Genomic DNA, 14,335 nt, shown 5'->3' on the forward strand with positions numbered 1-14,335 from the left:
CATGAAGACGAGGACTCTCGCGATCGCCGCGACCGCGGCGACCGTAGCGCTCGCGCTCACCGGATGCGTGAGCGACGCCGACCGCGCCTCGCAGAATCTCGGCACCGCGTCCGAGCAGTTCGAGATCGAGCGCCGCATCACCGCCATCAACGGCTTCACCGACGCGGTCATGCTCGAGATCGAGGGCCGATGCTCGGTCGAGACGGCCGACGCGGCGCTCACGAACGCGCTCGAGATCACCTGCAAGATCGGGCCCGACGAGTACGTGAAGCACTTCGCGCTGCTCGGCGACAACGGCTACGCGACCGTGCAGCAGCTCGGCACGGCCGACGTGAGCGTCTACCACCACCGTGTCCTCATCAAGCCCGAGAACCTCTTGCCCGAGTTCGACTACGAGGCGGGCGAGCAGTGAGCGGCATCGTCTTCGCGGTCGTCACGAACGACCCGGTGACCGGCGACCCGGTGGAGATCCAGGCCGACATCGACTGGAACCTCGGCACGGCCGCAGTGATCGCCGAGAGCGTCGGCGGCAAGGTCGTCGCCGCGCCGCGCGGCCCGTGGCAGCTCGTGCCCGATGAGGTCGTCGCCGACGCGCTCGAGGCGTCGAAGCAGGCCGTGATGGATGACGAGCTCTCGAAGATGCTCGACGCCGGAGAGGAGACCGACCGTGGCTGAGACGAAGGAGATGCGGGAGGGTCCAGCGGAGATGCGTTGGCGTGCTGAGTGGATCCGTGATCACTCGCCTGAGGGAGCGTCGCCGCGGATGATGGTCGCAGTGCCGGATGTGCTGGAACTGGTCGCGAGGTTGGAGGCGGCTGACGCCGCGCTCGCCCGCGTGACCGACCTCCACGCGCGGGAGACGCTCACGGGTCTCGTCGTCGGTGACTGCGCGATGGAGGAATGCGATCACGAGGGCGAGTGCCCGCGCACGGGCTCGATCGACGTGTGCGCAGCCTGTCTGCGGCTCGCGGAGGAAGCCGTCTCGCACTACGGCGAGGACGGGTACGGAGATGAGGTGCTCTGGCCGTGCGCCACGATGCGCGCGATCAGCGGTGCGCTGATGTCGGCCGAGGATCAGTCGGAGGGTGATCGTGCCTGAGCGCATCCACCGCTGCCCTCATCCAGGCGAAGGGCTCACGCCGTGCTGCAGCCGCATGGTGTTCGACCTCCCCGCGAACGATCGCATCACCGACGCGCCCGAGCAGGTGACGTGTCGTGGATGATCGCTTGCTGAGCATGGACGAGGCGATGGCCCGCGTCGACCGAAGGAAGCGCACGCTGCAGGAGTGGCGGCAGAAGGGCCTCATCCGCTTCTACCAGGTGCGCGACGACTACACGGGCCGCACCGTCGCGAAGACGCTCGAGAGCCGCCTGGTACAGGTCGACAAGGAGATGCGCGACCGGATGTCGGCCGGGCGCCCGCGCCGCGCCGACTCGTAGCCTCCGCATCCTTCGCACCGTGCGTGATACGCTACGCGTGCGAGATGAATGGGCCCGGATGGACTCCGGGCCCATTCGCGTTCCCCCGCCTCGGCCCGTCGTCGATCAGGAGGATCCGTGCAGGGTACGTTTCGTACATGGCCGAAGATCCGACCAAGCGCGTCGTCGACTCCCTGACCCTTCGTTTCACCGGAGAAAACGAGGGAGGTGGGGACCTGCACGAGCTCCGGGCCTCTCACGTCGCGGAGGTGTTGCAGGGCCTCGTCGGCCTCACCAGCGACTTCGATAAGGCAGGCGTCTTCACTGACGGGCCGATCGACTCCGAGGTGCTGGTACGGCCGCCGCAGGAGGGTTCGTTCCTCATCGAGGTCGTGAGAGTCGTGACCGAGAACTGGGAGACAGCGGCGGTGGTCGGCACGGCGGCCGGCGTCCCGTCGCTCGCCAACGTGATCTGGTGGGCGACGAAGTCCGCGCGCGCTGAGCTCAAGGACTACGAGCGCCTGGAGAACGGTCGGGTGAAGGTCATGTGGCAGGACGACACCGCCCAGGAGATCCCGGCGGCCGCCTTCGATGAACTGCAGAAGCGGAAGCGCCGGCGCAAGAAGCAGCTCCAGCAGATTCTTGCCCCGCTCAGCGACGCCCGCGTTGAGGCGGTCGACGTCGCGAGCGACCCCGAGATGGTCGAGGCCGCCCCGGAAGCCGAACTCGAGGCCCCTGAGTCCTTCGTGCTCAAGCGTGCGGACTACGACGCTGTGCGGCCCGACGACGAGATCGAGGAAAGCGACCACATCTTCACCGTCGAAGCCCGCATGTCAGCCATCAACTTCGACGACCCGACGAAGTGGAAGGTTAAGACGAAGGAGCAGACTCGGTCTGCGATCGTTGAGGACAAGGAGTTCCTGCAGAAGGTTGCGAACGGCTTGGCGATCCGAAAGAGTGATCTCTTCCACCTTCGGGTTCGCGAGAACAAGATCGTGAAGAACGGGCGGTCCCGCACTAGTTGGACCGTCCTCCACGTCGACAGCCATAGGAGAGCGGCAGGTGACGACGAGGCGTAAGCAGGGTGCAAGGCGTCGGCTGGACGCGGCCAGCGCGATGCTGCTCCTCATCGGCCTGGTGTGCGGTGCGTTCGCATACTGGCTGATCGTCGATCGAGCAGTGACCCCACTCGTAATGATCCCAGCGGTGGTGTCCGCGACGATCGGGATGGCGCACCTGCGAAAGTGGGAAGCGCCGCGTACATAGTCGGCTGCCTGGGCGCGTGTCAGCGGTCGCACTTACCGTGCGGCCATGACCTGCTCGAAGACGCGCTACCGCGATCGGATCGCAGCGCTCCTCGCGCTGTCCCAGATCCAGCGGATCGACAACGCCGGCCGGCCGAAGACCGAGCAGCGCGCGTACCGATGCCCCGACTGCCGCGGCTGGCACCTGACGTCACGGAAGAGCAGACGCCGCCGCTCGAGCTGACCGAGGGGCGGCGAGGTGGCGAACACGCGAGCAGGCTCCGGGCACCGCTGCTCGACCTGCGGCGCATGCTTCGTCGTCCCCTCGCTGCGCGTCGATCACGAGCACCGCGAGCACGGAGGCCCGCCATGGCCTGGGACACGAGCGATCGCCGCTCCCGGCTTCCCGAGGATTGGGACGACCTCCGCAAGCAGGTGAAGCGCCGAGCCGGCGGCCGCTGCGAAGCGAAGCGCCACGCGCCCCACTGCAACGGCATCGGCACCGACTGCGACCACGTTCGCCCCGGCGATGACCACGGCCTCGGCAATCTGCAGTGGCTCAGCCGTCCCTGCCACGACGCGAAGACCCGGGCCGACAACGCCCGCCAGAACGCAGAACGCGCGGCACTCCGCCGACGCCCCACAGAGAACCATCCCGGGAGGATCACATGAAGCAGGTCAAGCTCACCCGTCGCGCTGGCGGTCGCAAGGAGGGCGACGTCATCGACGTCACCGACGGCGTCGCCGAGCAGCTCATCGAGAGCGGCAGCGCCGAGGCCGTCGAGTCGGCGAGCGGCAAGGACGAGGACACCTCGCCCTACGCGAAGCTCACCGGCGAGAAGCTCAAGGCGGAGATCGACAAGCGCAACGCCGACCGCGACGACGAGGCGAAGCACATCAAGCCCGAGGGCACGAAGGTCGCCGACCTCCGCGCCGCGCTCGAGGCCGACGACGAGTCCAGCGCCGAGTAGCGCAGGCTGACGCACTCCTGGCCGCGTCTCTTCATCCCGAAGAGTTCGAAGCGCGGCCAGGCTCCATGCCCTTCGGTTGGGGACACAACTGAACACCGAGCCGCGAAGTTCCGTCGCGAGCGCTCGGCAGGACTGGCCTCCCTGCATAGAAGCGGGCCGCACACTTCCGGAGGCGTCACCATGCCCGAGCCCGACGCCTACCGATGCGGTCTGCCCGTCGCGATGACCGCACTCGCGGCCGGCATGGCAGCGCTCCTCCTGACCGCCGCGCTGGCGGTCGCCCGCGGTCGCCGATGACCGCCTAGGGCGGCCGCCACCGACGGGTGGGGGGTACCTCCCCTTCGGTTCGCCTCCCAACCGCCGGATAGCAACTCCGATCCTGCGTGCGCCGCTCGGCTGTTTTTTTCTGGGGCCGGGAGAGCGCCGGACAGGCCCGCTGCCGCGCGTTCTCCGCCTCGCCGACCTTCGACGCCGTCGCGGCGTCGGCGACGGCTCTGCTTGAGGGTCGATCGAGCCACCGTGGGCACATTCCGCTAAATCACTGAAAATAGCCGTTACACCGTGTAGACTCGGCGCATGACCTTCCGAAGCTGCGCCCAGTGCGGTGCGGGCATGACGCTCGCCCGGTCCGACGCGCGCTTCTGCTCGGGGGCATGCCGCGTCGCCGCCCACCGGGCCTCGAAGCGGGCCCCGTTCCCGGCCGAGATGGTCGCCGCCGACCGCTGGATGCGGTGGCGCCCCGTCCGCCGCGGTGACCGCTGGACCAAGAAGCCCGTCACCGTCGCCGGCCGTGCCGCTTCCTCGACCGACCCCTCGACGTGGGCGTCGTTCGAGGCCGCGAAGCGCTCGAGCGAGGGCGCCGGCCTCGGCTTCGCGCTCGGCGACGGCGTCGGCTGCATCGACCTCGACCACTGCATCCGTCCCGACGGCTCCCTCGAGCGGTGGGCCGAGCGGATCATCAACGCATGCCCGCCGACGTTCATGGAGGTGTCGCAGTCGGGCACGGGCATCCACATCTTCGGCCTCCTGCCCGAGGCGCCGGGCCGCAACTTCCGTTCGGCCGGCGTCGAGCTCGAGGTCTACTCGACGGGCCGCTTCATGGCCGTCACGGGTGAACGGTTCCGTGACGCGCCGCTGGGGCTCGCCGACCTCTCCGAGGTGCTCGCCTCGGCTCTCTAGCGCCCTGGCGGCGCGTCAGCGTCCCAGGAGGACACCGATGGCTCCCTCGGCACCCCGCGGGCTCGGCACGACCGGGCGCAAGCTCTGGCGCGAGACCGTCAAGCGCTACGAGCTGCGCACCGACGAGCTCGAGATCCTGCGCGCTGCATGCGGTGAGGCCGACATCATCAAGTCGATCGAGGAAGCCCTCGTCGATGCTGACCTGACGACGACCGGCTCGATGGGCCAGATCGTCGCGCACCCGCTGCTGAGCGAGGTCCGTCAGCACCGGGTCACGCTCGCGAGCCTGCTCGGGCGCCTCAAGCTGCCCGACGAGATGGGCGCGGGCGAGACGAACCAGCAGCGGGGCGCAGCGCAGTCGCGCTGGGCCGCGGCGTTCGGGACGCAGGTCAGCTGATGGCCGTGGCGCGTTCCGCGCCGGCCTTCCACCGCTCGGACGAGGCGGAGTACCTCGAGATCGAGCGCTGGTACGCCGACATGCTCGAGCGCACCACGCCGCCGACCGACCTGCAGTGGCAGCCGGTGCGCATCGGCCCGACGTGGCAGTGGGAGAACGGCTGGGTCCTGCCCGAGGCAACCCTCGGCTGGCGCTTCCTCGCGTGGTGCGGCATGTGGCTCCGCGGCCGCAAGGGCCCGTGGCAGTTCACGCCCGAGCAGGCGCGCTTCCTGCTCTGGTACTACGCCCTCGACGAGCACGGCCGCTTCCGCTACCACTCCGGCGCGCTGCAGCGGCTGAAGGGCTGGGGCAAGGACCCGCTCGCCGCGACTGTCTCCGCTGGCGGCATGTTCGCGCCGACGCTGTTTGACCACTGGGAGGGCGACCGGCCCATCGGCCGCGACAACGACCGCGCGTGGGTGCAGGTCATCGCCGTCTCGCTCGAGCAGACGAAGAACACCATGAAGCTCTTCCCGTCGCTCTTCACGCCAGAGGCTCGGTTGCGCTACGGCATCCAGGTCGGCAAGGAGAACGTCTGGGGGCTCGGCGACACGCGGCAGATCCAGGCCGTCACCTCGTCGGTGCTCGCGATCGAGGGCGGCCGGCCGACGCAGATCATCCGCAACGAGACGCAGAACTGGCTCGAGTCGAACCAGGGCCACGACATGGCCGGCGCGATCGAGGGCAACGCCTCGAAGTCCGAGGTCGACAGCCCCGCCCGGATGCTCGACATCTTCAACGCCTACCGGCCGGGCCAGGACTCGGTCGCGCAGCGGCTGCGCGAGGCGATCGAGGACACCTGGGGCGACCCCGACGCGGAGGACGCCGACCGGCGCCCGAAGGTCGTCGACTTCGGTGTGCTCTACGACTCGCTCGAGGCGCCCGAGGACGCGCCGCTCACGCTCGACGCCGCCCCCGAGGTGGTGCGCGCCGTGCGCGGCGATGCCATCTGGCTGGACCTCGACCGGATCAAGAAGTCGATTTCGAACCCGCTCAACGCCCCGTCCGAGTCGCGCCGCAAGTGGTACAACCAGATCACCGCGGCCGAGGATGCGTGGACCGAGCCCGCCGAGATCGACCCGCTGCGCGACTTCGACGTCACCGTCGAGCGCGGCGAGGAGATCGTGCTCTTCCTCGACTGCTCGAAGTCCGACGACGCAACCGCGCTCGTGGGCTGCCGCATGATCGACGGGCACGTCTTCACGCTCGGCATGTGGCAGCGACCGCCCGGCAAGCGCGGCGACGGTTGGATCGTGCCGCGGGAGGACGTCGACGCGAAGATCAAGATGGCGTTCGAGCAGTGGCGCCCGGTGGCGTTCTTCGGCGACCCCTCGCACGTCACCGACGACGAGACGACCGACCGCTTCTGGGACCCGCTGTTCGAGGAGTGGCACCTGCGTTACCGCGACCAGCTGCGCGTGTGGGCGGACGGCACGCCGGGCCGCAACGGGCACGCGGTCATGTTCGACATGACGGCGCGGGAGCGCTCGAAGCAGTTCGCCAACGCGGTCGCGTTCACGCTCGAGGAGATCCGCTCGGCGGCATTCACCTGGGACGGCGACGCGCGCATGCGCCGCCATCTGCTGAACGCCCGCCGCTACCCGGTGCAGGGCATCGTCTCGATCGCCAAGGAGTCGCGCGAGTCGAAGCGCAAGATCGACCTCGCCGTCGGTCTATGCGGCGCGCGCATGGTGCGGCGCCTCGTCATGAGCAGCAGCAAGACCGGAGGAGGTGCCGTGTGGTGATGTCCCAGCAGGCCGTCGTCGGCCTCACCAACGACGTGCTCCTGCCCGGGTGGAGACTCGAGCGTGCACGCCTCGACATCATCGACAAGTGGTGGCGGTGGACGCCCGAGCAGGTCAAGCTGCCCTCGCGCGCATCCAAGGAGGCGAAGGACCTCCGCGAGCTCGCCGAGTCCCCGTGGATGCGCCTGCTCGTGACGACCCTCGGGCAGCAGCTCGAGGCGGAGCTCTGCCGCACCTCGCGGCCCGGCGCCAACGAGAAGACCGTCGCCGGCCTGTGGCTGCCCTGGCAGCGCAACCGCATGGGCTCGCGCCAGCGCGCGATCCATCGCAGCGCGCTCGCCTTCGGGTACGCCTACACGACGGTGCTGCCCGGCGACACGGGCGCGGTCATCCGCGGCCGCTCGCCCCGCGACCTCTTCGCGGTCTACGAGGACGCGGTCGTCGACGAGTACCCGGCCTACTTCATCATCGTCAACGGCAACCGCTACACGGTCGTCGACGAGGAGGCCCAGTACACCCTCGTCGAGCAGGACGGCCGGGTGCAGTTCGTGGACTTCGACCTTCACGACGTCGGCGTCGCGCCGGCGGTGCGCTACTCGAACGAGATCGACCTCGAGGGGCGCACGCCCGGCGAGATCGAGCCGCTCATCAAGGTCGCGCGTCGTATCGACAAGACGACCTACGACCGGCTGCTGATCCAGCACTTCAACTCGTGGAAGGTGCGCACCGCGACCGGCCTCGAGCGGCCCGCGACCGACACCGAGCGCGAGCAGCAGAAGATGCTGCTGCGCCACGAGGACATCCTCACCGGCGGCCAGGGCGTCACGTTCGACACCCTCGACGAGACGAACCTCGAGCCGATCCTCAAGGCGCTCGAGCTCGACGTCGAGTGGTTCGCGGCCCTCTCGCAGACGCCCGCGCACGCCTACACGGGCAAGATGATCAACCTCTCGGCCGACGCGATCGAGGAGGCGCGGAACACGCTCGACTCGAAGACGCGGGACCGCAAGACCGGCTTCGGCGACTCGCACGCGCAGACGCTTCGGCTCGCCGCGCACGTCGAGGGGCGCGAGGTCGACGCGGAGGACTTCTCGCTGAGCATCCAGTGGGCCGATCACGGCTCGCGCTCGCTCGCGCAGGCGGCCGACGCGCTCGGCAAGGTCGCGACCATGCTCGGCGTGCCGGCGGAGAAGCTCTGGGACCGCATCCCGACCGTCTCGGCCGAGGAAGCGCGCACCTGGCTGGAGTACAAGCGCAACAACCCCGACGCGGACGTGCAGCTCGCGGCGGCACTGGATCGGCAGATCCGTGGCACGGACGGCTGAGGGCCGACGCCTCACCGAAGCGCACCGGCGTCAGCAGCTCGCGATCGCGGCGAAGGCCGAGGTCGCGGCTCGCCGCCTCTGGCCGCGGCTCGACGTCGCCGACCTCGACCGCTCCGAGCCGGCGTGGCTCGCGAGCAACCTGGCCGTCTACGAGTCGATGCACCGCGACTCCGCGGCTCTCGCCGCGCGCTACGTGCCGATGTACCGCGACGCCGAGCTCGGCGACCCCGCGGGGCCGACGGTGAGCGCGCCCTTCGCTCGCGCCGAGACCACGGCTGCTCTGCACATCGCCGGGCCAGTCGCGGTCAAGCAACGGATCGCGAAGGGCGTCGACCCGCGCGAGGCGCACGCGGGAGGCATCGTGGCGCTCGCGGGCATCGCTCGCCGCCAGGTGCTCCGCGGCGGCCGCCTCATCGTCGATCGCTCCACACGTGCGGACGGCCGCGCGGTCGGTTGGCGCCGCGTCACCGACGGTGACCCGTGCCCGTTCTGCGGCATGCTCGCGAGCCGCGGCCCCGTCTACGGCTCCCGCCAGCGCGCGCAGGAGATCGGCGGATCGGGCCTCCGCTACCACGGCGGATGCGGATGCACGGCCGAGATCGTCTACGGCGGGTGGGAGCCGAACGCCGCCGAGCAGCGATTCATCGAGCGCTACGAGGCGGCCGCCGCCGAGGTCGACGCGATGGGCCTGCCCCGCGTCGAGAAGACCGTGCTCCCCATCCTGCGCCGCGACTGGCCCGCCTAGACCACCCGACGCTCGTCGGGCACCACGCCGTCCCTGGAGGACGGCCCGACCAGCCCCAGGAGGGCACCATGCACGACCACCCCACGCTCAGCCACGTCCTCGACGTCGCACTCCCGCTGATCCCGAGCCGCCCCCGGCTCCGGTTCGTCGAGGGCGCGGCAGCCGGAGCCGCCGCCTCCGACGGCCCCGGCTACGACGACGACGCCGACGAGCCCGACGAGCAGGAGTCCCAGGAGGACTCCGACGACGACTCCGACGGCTCCGAGGAGCAGGACGAGCCCGACGACGAGCAGCAGTTCGACGCCGCGGCCGCCGCCGAGCGCATCCGCAAGAAGAACCGCGAGAACGCCAACCTCCGCAAGCGCGCGAAGGCAGCGGAGGACGAGGCAGCCGCCAACAAGGGCGCCGCCGACAAGGTCTCGACCCTGGAGGCCGAGAACCTGCGACTCCGCGTGGCGCTCGAGCACGGCCTGCCGCTCAAGCTCGCGAAGCGCCTCACCGGCACGACCGAGGAGGAGCTGCTCGAGGACGCCCAGGAGCTGCTCGAGCTCACGAACGGCGACAAGCGCAAGAAGCCCCCGACGGACCAGCCGAAGCAGCGCCTGCGCGGCGGCGGCGACCCCACGGAGGCACCGATCGACGAGACCGCGGATACGCACAAGTTCGCGTCGTCGGTCTTCGACAACTAGCCAGCACGGCACCGTGCGGGCCTCACGAAAGGAGAGCCACCGTGGCTCACACCCTGTACACGCCTGAGCAGGCGGCGCGCGCGACCATCGCGTCGATCCGCTGGCTCTCGGGCCTCACCCGCACGGTGCGGCAGGACTTCTCGACGGAGTTCGTCGCCGGCCGCGGCCAGACCGTCAACGTCCGTCGCCCGATCTCCGCCGGCAAGGCGAAGGTCTACACGAAGGCGCAGCGCACCGCCCGCGAGGCGATCCAGTTCAACGAGCTGACCGAGACCTGGTTCCCGGTCACGCTCGAGGACCAGGTCTACAACGCGGTCCGCCTGCCCGACGACTTCGCGACGTTCTCGCTCATGGACCTCACCCGCCAGGTGCTCCGGCCCCAGGCGGAGTCGGTCGTCGACGAGCTCGCCGCGCCGCTCGTGACGCAGATGACCGCGATCGCCACCGACGCGGCCATCCCGACGATCGACCCCGACGGGTCGAACTTCCGCCAGGCGCTCATCCAGGCGCGGAAGGTCCTCAACGACCGGCACGTGCCGGCCGTCGGCCGCACCTTCGCGGTCGGCTCCGGCATGGAGGCCGCGGCGCTGTCCGACGAGCTGCTGCAGAAGCAGAACGAGTCGGGCACGAGCGAGACGCTGCGCAACGCGACCATCGGTCGCCTGTTCGGCTTCACGATCATCAGCGACCCGGCCCTGCCCGAGGACTTCGGCATCGGCTACCACCGCGACGCCTTCGCCCACGTCACGCGCCCCTCGCGTGAGCCGGAGGGCGCCGCGAAGTCGGCCACCGTCGCGCAGGACGGCTTCGCCCTGCGCTGGATCCAGCACTACAACCCGCTCCAGCTCGAGGACCAGTCGGTCGTCGACACGTTCTTCGGCGCGGACACGCTCGAGGCGAGCTTCGCCGTCTCGGCGTCGCTCACGGAGACGCCGTAGCCATGGCTCGCGAGGCACTGGCCAGCGTGACGGAGCTCGCCGAGTTCCTCGGCGAGACGATCGCCGACGGGACCGCCGAGCACAAGCGCGCTGGCTGGTGCCTCCGGGTCGCGTCCGGTCTCGTGCGAGACGAGACCGGACGCACCTGGCTCGGCGACGACGGCAAGCTCGAGCAGAACCTGCCCGAGTCGGTCGTCAACGTCACGATCTACTGCGCATCACGGGTCTACGACAACCGCGAGGCGCGCACGAGCGGTGGCATCGACGACCTCACCGAGGGCTTCAAGGTTCAGGAGGCCGGCGCCTACCTCACCGCCTCGGAGCGGCGGCAGCTCGCGGCGATCCGCGACGCGGGCCGCAGCGGTCTCGGCACCGTCTCGACGGTCCGCGAGCCCGCAGCGGCCCCGGCGGCGGGCACCGTGCCCACCGAAACGCCGGGCGTCGAGTTCCCCTGGTACTAGGAGCGCCGATGAGCCCGAGCCGGATGCTCGATCGCGGCCGCCGCCGCGCCGAGAAGCGCATGACCGACACCGTCAAGGGCACCCTCACCGACCGCTCCGGCGCGCCGGAGTGGGACGACGAGACGAAGACCGAGACGTACCCGGAGCGCGTGGTCTACACGGGCCCCGCCCGGGTGCGCTTCGGCAACGCGCAGGCCACGGACCGCGACGACCAGGGCCAGCTCGTGACCGTGCAGGGTGCGGTCATGTCGCTGCCGATCGCGACGTCGTCGAGCATCCCGGTCGGCACCGTCTTCGAGATCACCGCATCCGAGAACGACGAGGGGAACGTCGGCCGCCGGTGCCGCGTCGTCGGCGACCACACGCAGACCGACGCCACCGCGCGCCGCCTGCGCGTCGACTTCTACTCGTAGGAGGCGACCGTGGCCGACGCGCACGAGCTGCACGAGCTCGCTCACGAGTTCCAGCAGGTGCCGTCGAACCTCAACCAGTACCTCGTGCCAGCACTCGAGGCCAGCGCCTTCGACGCGCGGGACGAGTGGCGCGACTCGCTGCGCGAGGTCACCGGATCGCGGCTGCGGCACGCGCCGACGTCGATCGACTACGACGTCCGCGCGCTTGGCGGCAGCCTCCAGCACCTGCTCGGGCTCGCGCGCGGCTACGAGGCCGAGATCGGCCCCAGCCTCGCTCGACGACAGGGCGCCATGGCCGGTTGGTTCCAGGAAGGCTCCGTCGACGGCGTCCCCGCCGTGCACAGCGCCGAGCGCGTGCTCGCCGCGGTCATCGACACCTTCGAGGGCCGCATGGCCGCCGCCGTCGACGACGCGATGAGGGGACTGACGTGAGCGAACTGACCTACGAGATCCAGCCCTACGTCGACCGCGTGCTCGCGCGGCTCCGCGCCGCGCCGTTCAGCGACCGCGACGTGTTCGACTCCGGCATCCCGCGCGGCGTCGAGCGGCCGCAGCGCTACCTGCTCGCGTTCACCGGCTTCGACGCCGCCGATCCGCGCCTCACCGGCGCGCAGGCGAACCACAACGTGGTCGTCATCGTCCGCGGCGTCGGCACCACGGCGCGCGAGGCGCGCGCCGCCATCGATCACGCGCGCACGCGCCTCATCGGCGCCCGCCTCGAAGTGCCCGGCCGCGCATCCGCGCCCATCCGGCACGAGGGCTCGCTCGTCAGCCCGATCGGCTTCGACCCCGACGTCGGCGACGGCCGCTGGTTCCACGAAGACGAGTTCGCCTGGTTCACGACCCCGGCTGGAGGCAGCTGATGCCCATCATGCGCGACAAGCACTCGAAGGTCGTGCGGGACGTCCCGCAGGTCACCCTCGACCGCTGGCCGGACGAGTACGAGCCGGCGCCCAAGACGATCCGCGAGCAGGTCGAGGCGACCGGCAGGCCGCACGCGCCGGCACCGCGCCCGAAGCGGCGCTCGCGCGAGACGAAGACCCCGGCAGCGGCGAACCAGCCGACGCCGACCGTTCCCGCTGAGGGGACCGACACGAAGGGAGAGGTCGCATGACCCTCGAAGCAACGCCCGGCGCGGTGCCCCAGGCGGGGAACTTCCTCGTCCTGTGGGTGCCGGAGGGGGGCCTCGCCGACCCCGCCAAGCCCACGGTCGCCGAGCTCACCGCCCCGACGGTGAAGAAGGTGACCTACTCGCACAAGAAGGGCGGCTACACGCCCTCCAAGGAGACGCAGCGTCTCAACGACGAGCGGCTCACGAAGGCGACGGTCCGCACCACGCGCGGCCAGACGACCTACGGCCTCGAGTCGACGATCGTCTTCGGCGACGAGGAGGACGTGGCCGCGAGCGTGCTCGTCGAAGGCGCCGCCGGCTACCTCGTCGAGCGCTGGGCGGTGCCCAACGCGACCGAGATCGCCGCCGCGCAGAAGGTCGACGTCAAGGAGGTCACGGACATCGAGACCTTCAAGATGCCGCCCACCGGCGACGGCGACTTCACGAAGCGCGTCCGCCCGTTCATCGGCGAGGTCTACGAGGACGTCGCCGTCGTCGCCTAGCGACACCTCTGACCCCTGGCCGGGCCGCGCTCTCACCGTCGCGACCCGGCCAGGCATTCCCCACCCACGGTGAGAACGGTGAGAGGACCATCCATGTCCAAGATCAAGGACCGCCTCAAGCGGACCACCTACAAGTCGATGCGCGTCGATATCTGCCTCGACGGCGAGCTGCGAGACGAGCGCGACCGCCGCATCGCCGACGTGCGCGCCGCGGCGCAGGCCGCGGAGGAGTACAACAAGGCCGCCAAGAAGGGCGCCGTCGACGAGCGCCTCGGCCAGGTCTCCGACGTCGAGCGGCGCCTCCAGGACGCGCTCGCCGCCGCTCGCGAGCTCGACGAGCAGATCGCCAGCGAGTTGCTCACGATCGAGGTGCGCGCGCTCCCGGGCGACCACTTCTCGCGCCTCAAGCGCAAGTTCCCCGTCCCCGAGAAGGCGATGCCGGCCGACCGCGCCGCGGGCTTCAACACCGAGGCCGTCGCACTCGCCGCGCTCCCCGACAGCGGCTACTACGTCGACGGCGACGGCGACGAGGAGACCCTCGATGCGCTCAGCGAGGACGACGTCAAGGAGCTGCGCGCGACGATCACCGACGGCGACTTCGACCGCATCCGGCTCGCCGTGCTGAACCTCAACTCCAGCGACGGCTTCCAGGGGGTGGGGCACCTAAAAGCCGCCTCGTCGGTGACGCCCGCCTCCGACTCGAAGTAGCCACCGCCGCACGGCTCGGCATCTCCCACCGGCGACTGCTGGGGTGGACGCCGGCCGTGCTGCACGAGCACGTCTACGACGACGCGGGCCGCATGGTCGAGACGCTCGTGCACACCGAGCCCGAGTGGGACACCGACGAGGTCGATCTGATGATCGCCGCGCACCTGCTCGAGCAGGAGACGGGACCCCACGGGCAGCCCTACTCCGAGAGCGTCGGCAAGCAGGCGAACCCCGACAGCCCCGAGCACACGCACCGCTACGAGACGGATCTGCCCGTCACGGACTGGGCGCTGCGCGCGCAGTTGGAGGCGGCCCGCGAGTTCGAGCAGCAGCTCGAAGAGGCCGGCATCGACGAGCGCGAGCGATCGCTGATCCTCCGCTCGACGCACTTCACCGTGCGCCGCGTCGAGCGGGAGCCGGGCACCTAGCAACTCATGCCGACGGGAGG

22 protein-coding genes are annotated in these 14,335 nt (G+C 70.4%); all 22 read left to right on the forward strand.

The window, feature by feature from the left end:
* Window position 1: 1 nt before the first annotated feature.
* The 22 genes from JSQ78_RS00375 (at window position 2) to JSQ78_RS00480 (ending at window position 14,315) form a co-directional block, all read left to right on the forward strand.
* The gene (locus tag JSQ78_RS00375) at window positions 2-412 is read left to right on the forward strand and encodes a beta-sandwich lipoprotein (RefSeq protein WP_211448501.1); all 411 of its coding nucleotides are present in this window, start codon (window positions 2-4) and stop codon (window positions 410-412) included.
* On the forward strand, window positions 409-675 hold the full coding sequence (locus tag JSQ78_RS00380) for a hypothetical protein (RefSeq protein ID WP_211448503.1): 267 nt from the start codon (window positions 409-411) through the stop codon (window positions 673-675). Before JSQ78_RS00375 ends, JSQ78_RS00380 begins: the two co-directional genes overlap by 4 nt.
* The gene (locus tag JSQ78_RS00385) at window positions 668-1,099 is read left to right on the forward strand and encodes a hypothetical protein (protein ID WP_211448504.1); all 432 of its coding nucleotides are present in this window, start codon (window positions 668-670) and stop codon (window positions 1,097-1,099) included. The genes JSQ78_RS00380 and JSQ78_RS00385 overlap by 8 nt, the downstream gene beginning before the upstream one ends.
* Window positions 1,100-1,215: 116 nt before the next feature.
* Window positions 1,216-1,440 carry a hypothetical protein gene (locus JSQ78_RS00390; protein ID WP_211448506.1) on the forward strand — a complete coding sequence of 75 codons (225 nt, stop codon included), beginning with the start codon at window positions 1,216-1,218 and terminating at the stop codon, window positions 1,438-1,440.
* A gap of 137 nt (window positions 1,441-1,577) precedes the next feature.
* A complete protein-coding gene (locus JSQ78_RS00395) occupies window positions 1,578-2,498 on the forward strand; it encodes an LAPAL motif-containing putative phage structural protein (RefSeq protein WP_249295753.1) in 921 nt (306 codons plus the stop codon).
* Window positions 2,499-3,032: 534 nt separating this feature from the next.
* On the forward strand, window positions 3,033-3,335 hold the full coding sequence (locus JSQ78_RS00400; protein ID WP_211448508.1) for an HNH endonuclease: 303 nt from the start codon (window positions 3,033-3,035) through the stop codon (window positions 3,333-3,335).
* Window positions 3,332-3,634: a hypothetical protein gene (locus JSQ78_RS00405; RefSeq protein ID WP_211448510.1), complete on the forward strand. Its 303-nt coding sequence runs from the start codon at window positions 3,332-3,334 to the stop codon at window positions 3,632-3,634. The genes JSQ78_RS00400 and JSQ78_RS00405 overlap by 4 nt, the downstream gene beginning before the upstream one ends.
* Before the next feature lie 576 nt (window positions 3,635-4,210).
* Window positions 4,211-4,813, forward strand: a complete 603-nt coding sequence (locus JSQ78_RS00410) for a bifunctional DNA primase/polymerase (RefSeq protein ID WP_211448512.1) — start codon at window positions 4,211-4,213, stop codon at window positions 4,811-4,813.
* A gap of 37 nt (window positions 4,814-4,850) precedes the next feature.
* On the forward strand, window positions 4,851-5,210 hold the full coding sequence (locus JSQ78_RS00415; RefSeq protein WP_211448514.1) for a terminase: 360 nt from the start codon (window positions 4,851-4,853) through the stop codon (window positions 5,208-5,210).
* Between the two features lie 5 nt (window positions 5,211-5,215).
* Entirely contained in the window at window positions 5,216-6,994 is a 1,779-nt protein-coding gene (locus JSQ78_RS00420) for a terminase (protein ID WP_502756126.1), read from the forward strand.
* Complete coding sequence (locus JSQ78_RS00425; RefSeq protein ID WP_211448516.1) at window positions 6,994-8,319, forward strand: phage portal protein; 1,326 nt, start codon at window positions 6,994-6,996, stop codon at window positions 8,317-8,319. Before JSQ78_RS00420 ends, JSQ78_RS00425 begins: the two co-directional genes overlap by 1 nt.
* Window positions 8,303-9,064: a VG15 protein gene (locus tag JSQ78_RS00430; RefSeq protein ID WP_211448518.1), complete on the forward strand. Its 762-nt coding sequence runs from the start codon at window positions 8,303-8,305 to the stop codon at window positions 9,062-9,064. The genes JSQ78_RS00425 and JSQ78_RS00430 overlap by 17 nt, the downstream gene beginning before the upstream one ends.
* Window positions 9,065-9,132: 68 nt before the next feature.
* Window positions 9,133-9,753 carry a hypothetical protein gene (locus JSQ78_RS00435; protein ID WP_211448520.1) on the forward strand — a complete coding sequence of 207 codons (621 nt, stop codon included), beginning with the start codon at window positions 9,133-9,135 and terminating at the stop codon, window positions 9,751-9,753.
* Window positions 9,754-9,794: 41 nt separating this feature from the next.
* Window positions 9,795-10,691 carry a major capsid protein gene (locus JSQ78_RS00440; RefSeq protein ID WP_211448521.1) on the forward strand — a complete coding sequence of 299 codons (897 nt, stop codon included), beginning with the start codon at window positions 9,795-9,797 and terminating at the stop codon, window positions 10,689-10,691.
* A gap of 2 nt (window positions 10,692-10,693) precedes the next feature.
* Window positions 10,694-11,152: a hypothetical protein gene (locus JSQ78_RS00445; RefSeq protein ID WP_211448523.1), complete on the forward strand. Its 459-nt coding sequence runs from the start codon at window positions 10,694-10,696 to the stop codon at window positions 11,150-11,152.
* 8 nt (window positions 11,153-11,160) lie between these two features.
* Entirely contained in the window at window positions 11,161-11,565 is a 405-nt protein-coding gene (locus JSQ78_RS00450) for a DUF6093 family protein (protein ID WP_211448525.1), read from the forward strand.
* 9 nt (window positions 11,566-11,574) lie between these two features.
* Complete coding sequence (locus JSQ78_RS00455; RefSeq protein ID WP_211448526.1) at window positions 11,575-11,997, forward strand: hypothetical protein; 423 nt, start codon at window positions 11,575-11,577, stop codon at window positions 11,995-11,997.
* The gene (locus tag JSQ78_RS00460; RefSeq protein ID WP_211448528.1) at window positions 11,994-12,428 is read left to right on the forward strand and encodes a hypothetical protein; all 435 of its coding nucleotides are present in this window, start codon (window positions 11,994-11,996) and stop codon (window positions 12,426-12,428) included. The genes JSQ78_RS00455 and JSQ78_RS00460 overlap by 4 nt, the downstream gene beginning before the upstream one ends.
* On the forward strand, window positions 12,428-12,679 hold the full coding sequence (locus JSQ78_RS00465; protein ID WP_211448530.1) for a hypothetical protein: 252 nt from the start codon (window positions 12,428-12,430) through the stop codon (window positions 12,677-12,679). The genes JSQ78_RS00460 and JSQ78_RS00465 overlap by 1 nt, the downstream gene beginning before the upstream one ends.
* Entirely contained in the window at window positions 12,676-13,179 is a 504-nt protein-coding gene (locus JSQ78_RS00470; protein ID WP_211448532.1) for a phage tail tube protein, read from the forward strand. The genes JSQ78_RS00465 and JSQ78_RS00470 overlap by 4 nt, the downstream gene beginning before the upstream one ends.
* A gap of 93 nt (window positions 13,180-13,272) precedes the next feature.
* On the forward strand, window positions 13,273-13,887 hold the full coding sequence (locus JSQ78_RS00475) for a hypothetical protein (protein ID WP_211448534.1): 615 nt from the start codon (window positions 13,273-13,275) through the stop codon (window positions 13,885-13,887).
* A 56-nt stretch (window positions 13,888-13,943) separates the two neighbouring features.
* A complete protein-coding gene (locus JSQ78_RS00480; protein WP_211448536.1) occupies window positions 13,944-14,315 on the forward strand; it encodes a hypothetical protein in 372 nt (123 codons plus the stop codon).
* Window positions 14,316-14,335: the final 20 nt, after the last annotated feature.

This window comes from Agrococcus sp. Marseille-Q4369, from assembly GCF_018308945.1.
Classification (GTDB): domain Bacteria; phylum Actinomycetota; class Actinomycetes; order Actinomycetales; family Microbacteriaceae; genus Agrococcus.